Annotated in this window: 10 protein-coding genes; 2 read left to right on the top strand and 8 right to left on the bottom strand. The window is 64.8% G+C overall.

All coding sequences use genetic code 11. The annotated features are described in order from the left end of the window. Nucleotides 1–152: 152 nt before the first annotated feature. The 5 genes from F0185_RS08655 to F0185_RS08635 all read right to left on the bottom strand — a co-directional run bounded on the left by F0185_RS08655 (nucleotide 153) and on the right by F0185_RS08635 (nucleotide 8,609). Nucleotides 153–2,060 carry an FAD/NAD(P)-binding protein gene (locus F0185_RS08655; protein ID WP_167223492.1) on the bottom strand — a complete coding sequence of 636 codons (1,908 nt, stop codon included), beginning with the start codon at nucleotides 2,058–2,060 and terminating at the stop codon, nucleotides 153–155. Nucleotides 2,061–2,155: 95 nt separating this feature from the next. Then, nucleotides 2,156–5,248, bottom strand: a complete 3,093-nt coding sequence (locus F0185_RS08650) for an efflux RND transporter permease subunit (protein WP_167223490.1) — start codon at nucleotides 5,246–5,248, stop codon at nucleotides 2,156–2,158. Next, nucleotides 5,245–6,438 carry an efflux RND transporter periplasmic adaptor subunit gene (locus tag F0185_RS08645; protein WP_167223488.1) on the bottom strand — a complete coding sequence of 398 codons (1,194 nt, stop codon included), beginning with the start codon at nucleotides 6,436–6,438 and terminating at the stop codon, nucleotides 5,245–5,247. The genes F0185_RS08650 and F0185_RS08645 overlap by 4 nt, the downstream gene beginning before the upstream one ends. Before the next feature lie 81 nt (nucleotides 6,439–6,519). Continuing rightward, nucleotides 6,520–7,884, bottom strand: coding sequence for an ATP-binding protein (locus tag F0185_RS08640; protein ID WP_167223486.1), 1,365 nt, complete (start codon nucleotides 7,882–7,884; stop codon nucleotides 6,520–6,522). Then, entirely contained in the window at nucleotides 7,881–8,609 is a 729-nt protein-coding gene (locus F0185_RS08635) for a response regulator (RefSeq protein ID WP_126077535.1), read from the bottom strand. Before F0185_RS08635 ends, F0185_RS08640 begins: the two co-directional genes overlap by 4 nt. Nucleotides 8,610–8,782: 173 nt before the next feature. Here F0185_RS08635 and F0185_RS08630 point away from each other — a divergent pair, with 173 nt between their 5' ends. Both F0185_RS08630 and F0185_RS08625 read left to right on the top strand, forming a co-directional pair. Then, a complete protein-coding gene (locus F0185_RS08630) occupies nucleotides 8,783–9,268 on the top strand; it encodes a Spy/CpxP family protein refolding chaperone (protein ID WP_167223484.1) in 486 nt (161 codons plus the stop codon). Nucleotides 9,269–9,517: 249 nt separating this feature from the next. Beyond that, the gene (locus F0185_RS08625; RefSeq protein WP_167223482.1) at nucleotides 9,518–10,180 is read left to right on the top strand and encodes a hypothetical protein; all 663 of its coding nucleotides are present in this window, start codon (nucleotides 9,518–9,520) and stop codon (nucleotides 10,178–10,180) included. 164 nt (nucleotides 10,181–10,344) lie between these two features. Here the strand turns inward: F0185_RS08625 and dsbD are convergent, their stop codons facing one another. The 3 genes from dsbD to F0185_RS08605 all read right to left on the bottom strand — a co-directional run bounded on the left by dsbD (nucleotide 10,345) and on the right by F0185_RS08605 (nucleotide 16,311). Beyond that, nucleotides 10,345–12,168 carry a protein-disulfide reductase DsbD gene (dsbD, locus tag F0185_RS08620; RefSeq protein ID WP_167223480.1) on the bottom strand — a complete coding sequence of 608 codons (1,824 nt, stop codon included), beginning with the start codon at nucleotides 12,166–12,168 and terminating at the stop codon, nucleotides 10,345–10,347. 457 nt (nucleotides 12,169–12,625) lie between these two features. Continuing rightward, complete coding sequence (locus tag F0185_RS08615; protein WP_187362475.1) at nucleotides 12,626–15,694, bottom strand: M66 family metalloprotease; 3,069 nt, start codon at nucleotides 15,692–15,694, stop codon at nucleotides 12,626–12,628. Between the two features lie 146 nt (nucleotides 15,695–15,840). Then, nucleotides 15,841–16,311, bottom strand: a complete 471-nt coding sequence (locus F0185_RS08605; RefSeq protein WP_167223476.1) for a hypothetical protein — start codon at nucleotides 16,309–16,311, stop codon at nucleotides 15,841–15,843. Nucleotides 16,312–16,463 lie beyond the last annotated feature (152 nt).

Here is a 16,463-nt window from a genome sequence, read left to right as displayed (position 1 = left end):
CGGCGCCAGCAAATTGCGGCTCAGGAGCCGAAGTCTAACCGTTTTGTGGTTTTTGCGCATTGGCAAGCTCACCCTGTGCAGCTTACAAGATGAGTGTCTTGATGGTTGTTACTATATGTATCAACGCTGCAACAATACGGCCGTCCCCAGCTTCAGCTCGTCACCCGCTCGGCGCCGGCAAACACGCGCGGACGCACCTGGCGCCGCGCACTGTCGCGCTCGGCCATTTGCGCGAACAGTTCGCGCACGCAGCGCTCGGCGTCGAGCACCTGGCGCGAGTGCAGTTGCGGGCGCGGCAAGGCGTGCGTGTAGTAATGCGGCCCCTCCACCAGGTAGCCGAGCGCCCACAGGTTGCCCACCGGGCGCGCCGCGCTGTCGAGCGGATGGTTGGCCTGGTCGATATCCACCCCGCCCGGATGGAAGGTGCCATTGTAATAAGGGCGGATGGTACCGCGCTTGAGCAGGTTGCGGATCAAGGGGCTTTCGTCGGTTTCGGGCGAGAACACATCCAGCCGGGCCACCACCAGCGCGTCCACATGCTGGACCGTCGGCCCCGAGGCGAAGCGCGTGTGCAGGGCGAACTGGGAACGGTCTTCGTCGATGCGCACGGCCGCGTTGGGACCGGCGGCCACGCTCAGCACGCCGGCTTCGAGCAGCGCCAGCCACTGTTCGTTGCGCTGGCCTGGCGGGCCGAAGGTGACCCGGTTGATGGCCGGGTTGTAGACACTGAGAAACTTACGGTGCGACGCCGCGGTCAGGCCGCCATGCTCGATCATGTCCTGCAGCACGGCGCGGGCGTCGCGCAGCACGTCGGTGGCGGCCTTGATCGGGCTGCCCAGGTTGCCCCGGCGCGCTTCCGACAGGTCGTCGGCGATCATGCAGGTGAAAAAAGTGGCAAAGTCGTCGGCCGTGGCGAACTTGCGCCCCTGCAGGGGAAACAGCATGGCGTCGATGGCGGCGCGCTCCTCGGCGCCGAGCGCGTAGTGCAGCGGATCGGGCGCGGGCGCGCTCCTCGCCTCGGCCAGCGCGCAGCGCCAGGCGTAACCCATTTCGCGGATCAGCAGCGGCAGCAGTTCGCGGTCGAAGTCGAGCTGGGGGCTGCCGCGCTCGCGCTGGGCTTGCTGGCGCAGGACGCGCAGCGCCTCGCGCGTGAAAAAGCGGGTCTGGTGGCGTCCGTTCAAGCCTTTCTGGTTGACGCCGCGCGCCGCCGCCGGCAGGCATTTGCGCGAAAACAGCAGCAGCGCCGGCTCGCGTCCCGAGGCGAGGTAGCGCAAGCCGCTGCCGGACGGCTCGAAACGCCCGCCCCGGCCCACCGTCAGTTGCGAAACCACATCGTGCGCGGTCAGGCCCAGCCCTTCGATGGCGACCCGGGCGTCGCTGGCGATGCCGACCAGCTTGTCGAGCGGATACACATGGCGGATGAAGGCCAGCTTACCGTTGTAGCGCGCGTGGTCCTGGGCAAACTTGTGGCACCAGGCTTCTTCGTCGGTCAGGTTATTGCGGCTGTGGCCGGTGGTCATGAAGACGAAATCGCTGCCGACCGAAAAACCGCTGTCGAGCTCCACCATGAAGCTGCCGTCGGGCATCTGGAACATGTCGATGGCGCGCTGGCGCAAGTGCGTCAGCGCCACCGTGGGCGGCAGCGCCGCGCGGATCGCGTCGTAGGCCCAGACCAGGTAGCGACCCAGCAAATAGCGCGGCAGGTAGTCGAGCGGGGTGATCGCGGCGCCACCCTCTTCCCCGGGCGCGACCTGCACGAACTGGTCGCCGAAGCGGCGGTAGCCCTCGGCGTGGGCCCATTCGGTGAGCGAGGGCGTGGCGCACACGGGCGCCAGCTCGACCGCCTCGCGGAAGGGGAAAATCGTGACCTGGCTGGCCACGGTATTGATCAGGAGGTGCTGCGGCTGGCCCGGCGCATGCACGCCCGGGCCGCACTCGGCCGGGTCGATCAGGTTCACTTGCAGGGGCGTATTGTGGGCGCGCGCGAATGCGGCGATGCGCTCTAGCAGGGACAGGCCGCGCGGGCCCATGCCGATGAGGGTGACGCTGTAACGTTTCATGGTGACCGCCTGTCAATGAAGATGCATGGCTTCCATGGTGGCAGGCGGTCAAATCATCGTGTTGTTTCCAGTCAATTAAATACCTTGTGGAAATGTCAGTGCGCTTGCTCGAACTTGGCCAGCTGGGCGTCGGTCATCGGACCGCTGCCGCTGTACTTGTCGAGGAACAGGTAGATCACGGGGGTGATGTAGAGCGTGATCACTTGCGAGAACAGCAAACCGCCGACCACGGCCAGGCCGAGCGGCTGGCGCAGTTCGGCACCGGCGCCCAGGCCGAGCGCGATCGGGAGCGCACCCATCAGCGCGGCCAGGGTGGTCATCAGGATCGGCCGCAGGCGCAGGATGCAGGCTTCGCGGATCGCTTCGGCCGGCGTGAGGCCCTCGTTGCGCTGCGCATGCAGGGCAAAATCGATCATCATGATGGCGTTCTTCTTGACGATCCCGATCAGCATCAGGATGCCGATGATGGCGATCATGGTCAGGTCCAGCCCGAAGATGCGCAAGGTCAGCAGCGCCCCGACGGCGGCCGAGGGCAGGCCCGCCAGGATGGTCAGCGGGTGGATGAAGCTTTCGTACAGCACGCCCAGCAACACGTAGATCACGCCCAGCGCGGCCACGATCAGGATGATCTGGCTCGACTGCGAATCCTGGAACACCGCGGCGTCGCCGCCGTACTTGGTGATGACCGAGGCCGGCAGTTTCATGTCCACGCCCATCTTGTCGATCTTGCCGGTGGCCACGCCGAGCGGCACGTCGGCGCCCAGGTTGAACGACAAGGTGATCGCCTGCAGCTGCCCCTGGTGGTTGACCGAGGTCGGCCCGACCGTGCGTTCGACCGTGGCAAAGCTCGACAACTGCACCAGCTGGCCGCCCTTGCTGCGCACCGAGACGCGGCCGAGCGCATCCTCGGACTGGCGGTCGGCCAGTTCGGCTTCCAGGATCACGTTGTAGCTGGCGGCGGCCGAATAGATGGTCGATACCTGGCGCTCGCCAAACGCCGCATACAGGGCGGTGCGCACGTCGGCGATCTGCACGCCCATGGCGTTGGCCTTGTCGCGGTCGATTTTCAAGGTCGCTTGCAGGCCGCGGTTCTGCGAATCGCTGGTCACGTCGCGAAAGCTTGGATCGGCGCGCATGCGCTCGAGGTATTTGTTGGCCCAGTCGCCCAGCGCGTCGGAGCTGACGCTTTGCAAGGTGTACTGGTAGCGGCTCTTGCTGGGTCGCCCGCCCAGCTGCAAATTCTGGATCGGCGAGAGGAACACCGACGCGCCGGCCACCTGGCGCGTCGCTTTGCGCAGGCGTTCGACCACCAGCGGCATTTTCACGCGCTGGTCGCGCGGCTTCAAGGCGATGAAACCGCGCCCGGTGTTGCCGCCGCCCGTAAACGATGTCACATCCTGCACGTTCGGGTCGGCGCGGATCACGGCCACCACTTTCTCTTGCAGGATCAGCATGGCGTCGGTCGAAGTATCCTCGGCCGCTTCGATTGTCATGCGCAACTGGCCCAGGTCTTCCTCGGGGAAGAAGCCCTTGGGGATGGTGGTGTAGAGGATGATCGTCAGCACAAAGGTGCCGGCGGCAACCGCCAGCACGATGAAGCGATGGGCCAGCGCGACGTCGAGCGAGCTGGCGTAGCCGTCGCGCACGCGCGCGAATCCGGCTTCGAAGTGGCGTCCGATGAAGCTCTTTTCGCCGCCCTCTTCGCTCGCATGCGCCGGCAGCAGGCGGCTGGCCAGCATCGGCACGAGCGTGAGCGACACCAGCGCCGACACCAGCACCGACAGGCCCACCACCACCGCGAATTCATGGAACAACAGGCCGATCACGCCCGGCATGAAGAAGATCGGGATGAACACCGCCACCAGCGAGATCGAAATCGAGACGATGGTAAAGCCCATCTCGCGCGAGCCGATCAGGGCCGCGTCCACCGGTTTCTTGCCCATTTCGATGTGGCGCACGATATTTTCCAGCACCACGATGGCGTCGTCGACCACCAGGCCGACGGCCAGGGTGATGCCGAGCAGGGACACGTTGTCCAGGCTGTAGCCGAAGGCGTACAGCAGCGACAAGGCGCCCAGCAGCGAAATCGGCATGGTCACGGCCGGAATGAAGGTGGCGGCGGCGCGGTGCAGGAACAGGAAGATCACCAGCACCACCAGCGCCACGGTGCCGGCCAGGGTCAGGTTGACGTCGTGGATGGCTTCGCGGATCGACACGGAGCGGTCGTTGACCAGGTTGATCTTGATCGAGCTTGGTAACTGGGCCTGGAAGCGCGGCAGCAGTTTGCGCACCGCGTCGACCACCTGCACCGTGTTGGCGTTGGGCTGGCGCTGCACCAGCAGCACGATCGAGCGCTCGCCGTTGTAGCTGCCGGCGGTTTTCACCGACTGGTAGCTGTCTTCGACCGTGGCCACGTCTTTCAGGCGTACCGGTTCGCCGTTGCGGGTGGCGACGATCAGGTCGGAAAACGCGGCCGCGTTCATCAACTGGGCGTTGCCCTGGATGGTCATGGTCTGGCTCGGGCCATCGAGCACGCCCAGCGGCGCGTTCGAATTGGCGGCGCGCAGCGCCAGCGCCAGTTCATCCATCGACAGGTTACGCGCGTTCATCAGGTCGGACCTGGCGCGCACCCGCACCGCGAAGCGCTTCTGGCCATTGACCGTCACCTGGGCCACGCCGGGCAGGGTCGACAAGCTTGGCGCGACCAGGTTTTCGGCGTAGTCGTTCAGTTCCGACAGATTCATCGACGGCGACGTCATGGCCATGAACAGCACCGGCGCGTCGGCCGGGTTGACCTTGCGGTAGGACGGCAGCTCGGTCATCTCCTGCGGCAGCTGGCGCTGGGCGCCGAGCAGCGCTGCCTGGACATCGATGGCGGCCACGTTGACGTCGATGCTGGGGTCGAATTCCAGGGTCAGCGAGGTCTGGCCCTGGGTGCTGGTCGAGGTAATGAGGTTAATGCCGGCAATCGTCGAGAACTGCTTCTCTAACGGCAGCGCGACCGAGGACGCCATGGTTTCCGGGCTGGCGCCGGACAGGTTGGCCTGGACGTTGATGACCGGGGTGTTATAGCTGGGTAGCGCCGCGACCGGAATGGCCAGGTACGACAGCACGCCCACCAGGATCATGCTCAGCGAAAGCAGCACCACCATGACGGGGCGCCGGATGCACAGTTCGGACAAATTCATTGTGCCGCCACCGCAGTCTTGGCATCGCTTTTCGGTGCGCTGGCGTCGGCCAGCCTGACCTTGCCGCCGGGGCGCAGGTTCTGCTTGCCCTCGGTGATGACTTTTTCATCGCCGTTCAAGCCCGAGACGGCCGCGTTCACCCCAAAGGCGTGCAGGCGCACCACCGGCATCTGTTTGGCGCTGTGGTCGGCGTCGACCACGTACACGAAGGTGCCGCGGGTATTGCTGATGATGGCCGCCTGCGGAATCACCACCGCGTTCTTGATCGTCTGCACCGTCACGCGCGCGCTGACGTACTGGCCCGGCCACAGGCTGGCGTCCTTGTTATCGAACAGGGCCTTGACCTTGATCGAGCCGGCCAGCGGATCGACGGCGTTATCGATGAAACTGAGCTTGCCGCTGAGCGCCTTGGCCTGCGGGCCGGCCAGCGCGTCAACCATCACCGCGCCGTTTTTCTGGGCCGCCAGCAGGTCGCCGAGCGCGCTTTCCGGCACGTTGAAAGCGATGTTGATCGGATCGAGCTGGGTGATGGTGGTGAGCGACGTGGCCAGTTGCACCAGGCTGCCCGGAAACACATTGATGGCGCCGACCCGGCCCGCCATCGGCGCGCGGATCGCGCTGTAGCTGGCGTTGACCTGCTCGGCCTGGAGCGCGGCCTGGCCGGCGCCGACCAGCGCGCGCGCCGAATCGAGCTGGCTTTTCAGGGTGTCGACCGCGCTCTGGGCGATGAACTTTTGCGCGAACAATTCCTCGCTGCGCTTGTACTGGCGTTCCAGGTCGGCGGCGCTGGCGGCGTCGCGCGCCATCTGGGCGCGCGCCTTGTCAATATTGGCGCGCTCGCTGCGATCGTCCAGCGAAAACATCAGTTCACCGGCCTTGACGAACTGGCCTTCCTTGATATGCACCTTGCGGATCGTGCTGGTCGTCTGCGGATGCAGGTCGACCGTGCTGACCGGCGTCACGCTGGCATTGGCCTGCAACACCACCGGCACATCCTGGCGCTGGGGCGAGACCACGTTGACGATGGCCGGCGGCTGGGCGCCGCCCTTGGCATCGCTCTTGCCGCTCTGCTCGCCAGCGGCGCCCTGCCGCTCGCCCGCGTCGGCCTGCTTGTCGCGGCCCGCAAGCCATGCGCCGGCGCCGACGAGGACGGCCAGGCCGACGATGATGACGATGCTCTTCTTTTTCATGCGTTTCCCTGGTCGCCACTGCGGGCGGCTTATGATCGGTTCAATTCAATGAGGCAAAGGTAAGGCAAAGCGGCGTGCGGGCTAGGCGCCAGCATAGTACTCCGGCAGGACCAGGGTCACTTCCAGGCCGCCCTCCGGATGGTTGATCAGCGCGATGCTGCCGCCGTGCTGCTCGGCGATATTGCGGGCGATCGTCAAGCCCAGCCCGGTGCCGCCCGATTCGCGCGAGCGCGAGGTTTCGACGCGGTAGAACGGTTCGAACACGCGCGCCAGCTCGCCCGGCGCGATGCCGGGGCCGTTGTCGCGCACGCGGATGCGCGCAGCACCCGCGCCCGCTTCCACCGTCAGGTCGGCGCGCTGGCCGTACTTGACGGCGTTGTCGATCAGGTTCACCAGGCAGCGCCGCAGCGCCATCGGCCGTCCCAGCAAGGCCATGCCGGCGTGGCCGTGCACCACCACTTGCTGGCCGGCGTCGGTGGCGTCGCAGCTGACCGAATCGAGCAGGGAATCGAGGTCGAGCGCCTGCATCGCTTCGGTGGTGTCGGTGCTGCGCGCCAGGTCCAAGCCTTCGCGCACCATTTCCTGCATGGCCGACAGGTCGCCCACGAGGCGGTCGCGCAGCTCGCCGTCGCCGACTTTTTCGAGGCGCAGGCGCATGCGCGTGAGCGGCGTTTGCAGGTCGTGGGTGATGGCGGCGAGCATCTGGGTGCGCTGGAAAATGTACTGGCGGATGCGCGCCTGCATGGCGTTGAAGGCCGCGCTGGCCTGGCGGATCTCGCTCGCGCCCGACAGTTGCAAGGGCGGGTGGTTGATGTCGTTGCCGAGATCCTTGGCGGCCTGCGCCAGCTGCTTGAGCGGCCGGGTGGTCATGCGCGCCACCAGGTAAGCGAGGAAGGCGATGCTGACCAGGAACATGCCGATGATCATGCGGTAATCGGTTTCGTGGGCGATCACGGAAGGCGGCGGCGGCATCACCATCAGGCGCAGCAGTTCGCCATCGCGCAGGCGCACGTTGATGCTTTCGCACACGCCTTTCCATTGCGATTCGGTCGGGCCGAACATGCTGTTCTGGATGCGCGGCACGTCGCAGGCGGCGGGCCGGTTGGCGATGGTGGCCAGCTTGTACTGCGGCCCCATGCGCACGGCCAGCGCCGCCGTGAAGGCCGACGGCGCCGGCTTGACCGGCAAGTCGTCAGCGATGACCACCAGCTGGATGCCGGGCCGGTTGGCCACCGACAGATAGGCCAGGCGGGCCGAGGCGGGCACGGTTTCGGTGGCGGTGATGAGTTGTTCGGCGCGGTCCATGGCATGCTGGTCGCGGAAAGCTTCGATGACCCGCTGGCGTTCGTTTTCGGCCAGCAGCTGGGTCAGCACGGCCGTGATCACGACGCCAAGCAGCAGTGTGAGGAACACGCGCCCGGTCATCGAACCGAAGAAGGCCTTCACGTGCCCGGCTCCACCGTCACCTGGCCGGCCAGCACGTAGCCGCCGTTGCGCACTGTCTTGATGATTTGCGGCAGGCGCGCGTCTTCGCCGAGTTTCTGGCGCAGGCGGCTGATCTGGATGTCGATCGAGCGGTCGAACGGATCGGCGTCGCGGCCCTGGGTCAGGTTGAGCAGCTGGTCGCGGTTGAGCACGCGGTTGGGATGCTCGAGGAATACGCGCAGCAAGCGAAATTCGGCGCCCGAGAGCATGATCACGATGCCCTCGGGATTGAGCAGGTGGCGCGCGGTCAGGTCGAGCGTCCAGCCAGAAAAGCGCATCTGCTGGGCGTTGTCGGAGGGGGCGTTGGACGGCATCGCGTGGCTGCGGCGCAGCACGCTGCGGATGCGCGCCAGCAACTCGCGCGGCTCGAACGGCTTGGGCAGGTAATCGTCGGCGCCCATTTCGAGGCCCAGGATGCGGTCGAGCGGCTCGTTGCGGGCGGTCAGCATGATCACCGGCAGGGTCGAATTGGCGCGCAGCTTGCGGCACAAGGTCAGCCCGTCGTCGCCCGGCAGGTTCAGGTCGAGCACGATCAGGTCGGGGCGCGCTTCGTCGAGCGTCTTCCACATGGCCGTGCCGTCGGCGGCCGCCAGCGCGCGGTAGCCGTTCGATTCAAGGTAATCGGCCAGCAACGAGCGAATGTCGCGGTCGTCGTCGACGATGAGAATGGTAGAAGGAGTATCCATGCCCGCAATTATCCCCACTTACCGTGGCCCCGGATAGCGGTTTTGTATCGTCATGTATATTGGCATGGGGCCGATACATATTGATACAAACTGATTGGCAGCGGAAACGGCATGGAAACATGCAAGGCAGATGATGCAGTTGCACCCCGCACATTTCATCCAAAGGAAACGCCATGAACGTACTCACTACCGTCCGCAACACCCTCGTGATCAGCCTGGCCGTCCTGGGCATGGGCGGCGCCGCCGTTGCCGTGCACGCCCAGGAGAGCAACCCGAAAGCGGCCAGCGTGGAACGCCATCACGGCGAGCGCGCCGCGCACATGGCCAAGCGCCAGGCCCACATGGCCGAGCGCCAGGCGCGCCTGCACGAGCAGCTCAAGCTGAGCGCGGAACAAGAACCGGCCTGGGCCGCGTGGAGCGCCGCCAGCAAGCCGGGCGAGCGCCCTGCCCGTGGCGAACGCGGCCAGTGGGCCGGCAAGAGCGCGCCGGAACGCATGGAACAGCAGCTGGACATGGCCAAGCAGCACGTGGCCCACATGGAAACCCGGCTGGCCGCGCTGAACACCTTCTATGCGACGCTCACGCCGGAACAAAAGAAAGTGTTTGACGAGCAAGGCATGCGGCGCGGCCATCACGGCAAGCACAAGCGCCCTGCCTGAGTCGTGATCCCGGCCGCTTTCCCGGGCCGCAGCATGCTTGATCACGCCCTGCGCACCCCTCCGGCGTGCAGGGCTTGATTTTTAGCAATGTTGTACTTACACCGCACTTGTTGCCCGCTGCCTCAAATAAAGGCGCTACAGCATTCTCACAAAGTGTAACATAGTGTATCCTGAGGAAAATCTATCCGCGCGGCAATCCAAAAACCTTTTTCCGGCTGCGGCATTAAAAAACCACATTCCGGAGGCAGCATGGGCACGATGGTGTACGACAAGACCGACAAGGGTCGAGAGGAAATATCCACCCGCAAGCACCAGTTGGCGTCGCGCCTGCGTACCTTGCTGGTGATGATAGACGGCCGCCACTCGCTTGAGGATTTGCTGCGCAATTTTGCCGGCGTGGGCGTGACCGAAGACAGTGTCAAGGAATTGCTGCACGACGGCTACATCTTCCTGGCCAGCGGCTCGGAACCGGAGCCGGCGGAGGGGCCGCCATCGAAGCTGCCGCAGTCGGCCCGTGCACGCCAGATGGCGCGGCGCGCGGCCGGCGTCGAGGGCGCCCACCTGGAAGCCGATGTCCCTGACGAGGCGCCGCTACCGCAGGTGGCCAGCGCGCACTTGCAATCGCCGCAAGCGCTGGCCGAAACCCTGCTCGACGACGCTACGCGTTTCCGTCACCTGTACGATTTTTACAACCAGACCATCAAGAGCACCATCGGCCTGCGCGGCATCATGCTGCAACTCAAGGTTGAAAAATGCAACAACGTCGGCGATTTCCGCGCGCTGCGCCTGCAGTACCTGCAAGCCGTGCTCAAGGCCAAAGGCAGCGAGATGGCGCGCAGCCTGCGCGGCCGTCTCGATGAACTGCTGGGCGGCAAACCCGAGAACGACGACTTTATCCTGCCGGATAACTAAGAGCCTACCTCAATAGATCGGAGTCGCTGCTGGCGCGCCTGGCAAGCGAGTGCCGCGTTGCTCGTCGTTGCATGGCTAGCCATGCGGCCTCCTCGCGCCTTGCCCTCGCTTGCCATGCATCGCCATCAGCTTCCCCCGATCTACTGAGATAGGCTCTAAGCCGGCTAGTCCAGTTTCCTGAGCGATGCGGTGAACTTATCCGCATTCTGATACCCGATGACGCGGCTGGCGGCGATTTCCTGGCCGCCCTTGTCGAACAAGATGATCCCCGGCGGCCCGAACAGGCCGAAGCGCTTGAGCATGGCCTTGTCGTCGGCATCGTTGGCGGTCACGTCCACCTGCAGCAGCAGGGTGCCGGCCAGTTGTTGCTTGACGCGCGCATCGACGAAGGTCAGCTTTTCCATTTCCTTGCAAGACACACACCAGTCGGCATAAAAATCGAGCATCGCGGTCTTGCCTGCGTTTTGCGCCAGCGCGGCGTCGAGCTGGGCCACGGTTTTGATGCGGGTGAACGCCAGTCCATGCTGCTGCCCGCCCACGCCCAGGTGGGCCAGCGGCGCGAGCGGGTCGCGCCCCCCGGTGGCCAGGCCGACCAGTTGCACCGCGCCGAGGATGGCGAAGGCGGCGCCCAGCGCCATCGCGCCCCAGTGGCGGGTGTCGCGCAGCAGATAGACGCCGTAGCCGAGCAACAGCGCGCTCCACAGCAGCATTTGCAGCAGCGGCGGCAACACCGGCGAAGTGAGCCACAAGGCCATGCCCAGCATGGTTACGCCGAAGAATTTCTTGACCTTGTTCATCCAGCCGCCGGTACGCGGCAGCAGGGAACCGGCCGACAAGCCGACCAGCAGCAGCGGAATGCTCATGCCCACCGCCAGCGAGAACAGGGCCACGCCGCCGATGACGCCGTCGCGTGTCTGGAAGATGAAGGTCAGCGCGCCGGCCAGCGGCGCCGCCACGCACGGACCGACGATCAGGGCCGAAATGGCGCCCATGACGAACACGCCGGCGAGTTTGCCGGCCGACTGGCGGTCCGATGCACTGGCCAGGCGGCTTTGCAGGAAGGTAGGTACTTGCAGTTCGTACACGCCGAACATCGACAGCGACAGGCCGACGATCATGATGCCCACGCCGATCAGGATCCATGGCTTTTGCAGCTCGGCGGCCAGGCCTTCGCCCATCAGGCCGGCGGCCACGCCGAGGGCGGTGTAGACCAGGGCCATGCCCAGCGAATACGCCAGCGCCAGGATAAAGCCGCGCGCGCGCGTGGTGTTGGCGCCTTCGCCGACGATGATGGACGCCAGGATTGGCACCATCGGCAGCACGCAGGGGGTAAACGACAGGCCGAGGCCGAACACGATGAAGGCCGGAATGATCAGCCAGAGCTTGCCGCCGCCGAGCAGCGCGGCGCTGTCGCCAGGCGCTGGGGTGGAGGTGGCCGGTGCGCTTGCCGCTGGATCGAGGATGGCCGGGTTGCCGATGTCCTGCATCGCTGGCGTGGCGCCGGGGATGGCAATGCCGGGCTTCATGCCGGGCACGGGCGACGAACCGCCGGAACCGACCAGGCGCGCGACCGCTTCCTGCGGCGCGTAGCACAGGCCGGCGTCGGCGCAGCCTTGCGAGGACGCCGTCAAGGTGAACATGCCGGACGATTCGACGGGAATCGTGATGGTGACCTTCTTGCGGTAGGTTTCGACGTCCTTCTGGAACGTTTCGTCGAACTTGACCTTGCCGGCCGGGATGACCGGAGCGCCGAGGGTGGCGTTGGCGACAGTGAATTTGAAGCGCTCGCGGTACATATAGTAGCCGTCGGCGATGTCGTAGGTGACAGCGATGGTTTGCGGGTCGACCATGCGGGCCGAAAACTTGAAGGCCACCTCGGGGGCGAGATAATCGTCTTCCGCGCGCGCGGGGGCGGCGAACAGGAACGAGAGGGCGAGCAGGAACAGCGCGAGGGCCTGGGCCGGCGCTTTCAACGAAAAGGCAAACATGACTTCCTTAGCGGGATGCGAAGCAGAATAGTACACCCGGGGAAGAGTTCCCGTCTGCGGCGGGGCATGGCCGGGGCTCTATAATGACTGCCGCAAAGTGCCGCGATGGATCACGCAGGTTCGCGATGGGTAGCAAGACAGATTGACAGGGCACAGATGAAACTGATGATCGTTCGGCGCCGCTCGTATGACAAATCAGGATCATCACGCGAGGAATCGGACTGGAATCCCGACATCAGGCAATTGGCCGACGCTTTCATCGAGGGTGAATGAGGCCGTGCAACGCGCCGCCCGGATGTGAGCTGGACGGGATGACGGCGCGCGGCCGAGAAAGCGTCGTAGCGCTGGCCGGAGACCGGCAAGCGCTACGGTAAAAACCGCTGCCAAGGCAGCGCTATGCCTGTACCCGAGGGCTTGCTGTGGCGCCCGATCAAGTCGCAGAGCACATGCCGCCGCCTCACTTGAGCGGCAAGTTCTTCACGTTCGCCGCGTCGGTGAGCGGCAGCAACAGGTTGTCGCTCATGGTCAGCCCCGTCCACTTCTGGTTGGCGTTGCCGGTACAGTTATACGTGATCAGGTTGCCTCGGCCATTGGTCAGGTAGCCACCCGACAAATCGAAGCAGCGGGAGCCGCGCCTGACCGCCCCGGCGAGGGTGGTGTCCCACACCTGCGTGTCGGCGCGCGGGTTGCAGGTCGACAAGGTCACGCGATTGCTGCCGCCCATGTCGGTCAGGCACTGGTCGAGGCTGGCGCCACTACGGATACGGCCGACGGCATCCTGGACCCAGCTTTCGGTTTGTTGACCGCTGCATCCGGCCGCGTTCGAAATCATCAGCTGCACAGCACCGCCGACCGTTTCCGTCTTGAGGCAATTGGTCCCGTTCTTGAGCAACTGGGCCACCGGCATCTGCGGGGTGCTCTGCAGTCCCAGTTTCTCGATCAGTGCCAGCAAGGCGCTCCGGGCTGCGGGATCCTGTTGATCGAGCTTTGCGGCGTACGCAAACATCCAGCGGTTCAGGCGTCGCGCGACGTCGTTCTGGGCCTGGTAGCGTTCGAGCTGGGCACGTGCTGCGCCGCTCAACTCGTTTGCAAAGCCGTCGGCATAGCTGTCGAACAACAAGGCAGCCTTGGTATCGAGTGTCAGCACCTTGTTACCGGCCAGTGCCAGCAATGCGCTCTGGAATCGCGGCATTTCCGCTTTGCGCAGCGCCGCGTAGCCAAACTCGCGCCCCACCCTGACAGCCGGCGCCATGGCCGGCAAGTTGCCCGGAATCGCAATGCTGGACAGTTCCCTGGCGGCGGCTCCCGCTTCCTGGCAGAACAGCTTGGCCTGTGTCGGCTGTTCGTCCTGGGCCAGCTGGACGTGCAGCTTGTTGGCGTTCACGCCCATCCGGTTCGCTGCCAGCGCGATCTTCTTGCTCGCTGCGCCGGCATAGTCGACGCTGAGCCAGCATTGACGCGCGGCGGCAGTCGCGGCCGGCGGCGGCAGCTCGAACGTGTTGCCCCAGTTGCCGCGTGCGGCCGGATACAGCAGGCCGACGCCGGCGACCGGGTCGTAGCCGCCGAGGATGGTCCAGACCGGCACGCCATGCTTGCGTGGCGGCGCGAATTTGGCGCCGCTGTTGTACCACTCTGTAGACGAGCCTGGCACAGCCGGAGCCGTGTTTTCCATGGCGCGGGTGGTGGCATTCCACTTGCGGTAGCCGGTCGGCGAATCGGCCGAGAACACGGCTTTGTTCAGTGCCGGCTGGATTTTCTGCTTGGTGCTGTAGCCGGTGTAGTGGGTGTAGCGCGACATGCTGCTCGACGAGAAGCCGCCGGCCATCGCGTCCCATCCGAACGGGTACAGCTTGGCAAAATTGGGCACCCCGTTGGCGCCGTCGCCCAGGCTCTTGCTGCCCCAGTTCAGGTTGGCGCGCATGTGGTTGCGGTTGGCAATGAAACCCCAGCCGCTGTCATGGTGGTGGGCGCAGTCGAAACAGTTGGTGCCGACCTGACCAGGGTAGTGGCCGAGTCCATAATGATGGCCGATCTCATGGCTGAATTCGTTACCCACGGAGTCGATCAGGGTCAGGATGCCGTTGCCGCCGCTCAAGCCGTGGGTGACAAGGCCATTGGTGTACTTGCCGCGCGCATGATGTATCGTTGCCGCCTGGGTGATGTGCGGTTGGTTCTGGCTCTGCATATTCGAGCTGGTAACGCCCCAGTTCGCCATATTGATGCCGGTGCTGAAGGTGGACTTGGCCGTATCGGCGCGCATGTCGCCGCCGTAGACATCGCCGCTGGTGGCGCTGGCCGTATCGTAGATGACGCCGCTCGAGACCATGACCCGACTCAGCTTCATCGGCTCATAGGCGGCCACTGTCAGCTTCGATACGGGCACCGTCTGGAAATAGTCGGTGGCGGCGGCGGCGGCATCGGTCAGCATGTAGTGGCCGCTGCTGGCGGGCGGGTCGGTCAGCATGCCGAGCTGGATGCTGGCGATGACCAGTTCGGCGGGCGCGGCGAAGTCGATTGCGGCCGCGCCAAGCGCGCCGGTGCGGCCCTTGTCGTCGCGCACCGAGAGCGTCATGCCCGGCTTGACCCAATTCCATGGCAGCACGACCGACCAGGCCTTGTGCGAATAGACCACGTCCGGACGCTCGTCGGCGCCACTGCGGTCGGCGGCAAACAGCGCCTGCGGTGCGCGCATGGCCAGCAGCGGCTTGGCGGCGCCATCGACCGTCACGGTCAATTGCAGCGCTTCCACGTTGCCCAGCGCGCCGTCGGGAGTAATCAACAACAAGGCATCGCGCTCGGTGGTCAGGCGCGGCAAATTCAGCGCTTCGTTGCCGGAAGGATTGACGACGTGGCTTTGGACGAACTGGACCATCGCGCCGAAGGCGCCTTGCAAGTCCTTGCGCAGCGCGCGCGGCTGGCCATTGGCGGTGGTGTCATAGAAGGCCAGCGCCGTGCTGCGGTCGTAAATTGCCGAGTTAGGTTCAGGGAAAGACACGGCTGGCGCCGTGGGGACGGTGATTGGCGGTACCAGCACCGGGGGCGCGATGACCGGCGGCGCCACCACCGGCGGCGGCGCGACGACTGGCGGCGCGACGACTGGCGGCACGACGACTGGCGGCAGCACCGCTGGAGGCGCCACGGCCACTGGCGGCACGAGCGCCACCGGTGGGAGCACGACTGGCGGCGCGACCACCATTGGTGGGACGACGGCCGCCGGCGGCGCACTGGCGCCGGGCGGCACGCCCACAAGCGGCGGCAGGTAACCTTCCGGAATCACAGTGCCAGGCGGAAGCGTGTCGCCGACTGGCGGCACGCCATCGAGCGGCGGGATGGCGACGTCCGGTGGCGTGACTGCGCCCGGGGCCGCATCGGCAAGCGGAGGCGCGATGGCTGACGGAGGCGTGCCGGCTTCCGGCGGGGAGGTGGCGACGGGGCCCCGGAGCGGGGTCGTATCGCCGGATCCACCGCCGCAACCGGCGAAAGCGGCAAGAATCGCCACGCAGACGATGCGTTTCGTTGTATTCAATGTTGTCTCCGTTTTGTATGCATAAATTCTGGGAGGCAACAGTGTAAGAGGCGGAATTCTTGCAGTAAAGTATTATCTTTATGTAAATACAAGATATTTATCTGCCTATTTGACATGTTTCATGATGCTTTTTGCTACGAATATTTCTACCCATCATGTGGCCATCTGCCTCCCCCTGCTGGCGGTTCCACCAACATTTCCTTAAGTTCGCGACGACTATCATGGAAGTCGCCGTGCATGGGGCCATTCGGAAGGAGCGCGTTAAGCGGATCAGCAAGGAAATGGTCGACGCCGGCATTCACCGCCGCGAGAAGTTCATCCAAAAAGAAGGGTCCATATTTCTTGGTTTCATTCCAAACGTAAATATGTTGTTTTTTCTGTTCGAACATCAGGGTAAATGATGAATCAGCAGCGACAAATCGTCGACTGTTCGCGCCGCGCCGTAACGTAGTCAAACTATCGATCAGCTCGACAACGGACAGGTACACCATGTTCGCATAGCGGGAATTACCCTCTGTCGACATGATTTTGTCGTCAAGAACAAACGCAAGATCGCCCATGTCGAGCACATGGGCCGGTGCCTCCTTGTCAAATCGGGAAATTCTGAATGTGACCATCCTCATCCTCTCATGGCCGGATCTCTGTAAGCATCCGACCGTCCCACCTTCCAGCGGAATCTATTTCCCCGTAATCTGAGCAAATGGCAGAAGCGAATCGATCTGACTGTTGGGACAGGTGGGTAGTTTTTCCAGCGTCTCGGTCAGCCAGC

This window comes from Massilia rubra, from assembly GCF_011682065.1.
Lineage (GTDB): Bacteria > Pseudomonadota > Gammaproteobacteria > Burkholderiales > Burkholderiaceae_D > Telluria_A > Telluria_A rubra.
This window is presented reverse-complemented; position numbering and strand designations above follow the sequence as displayed.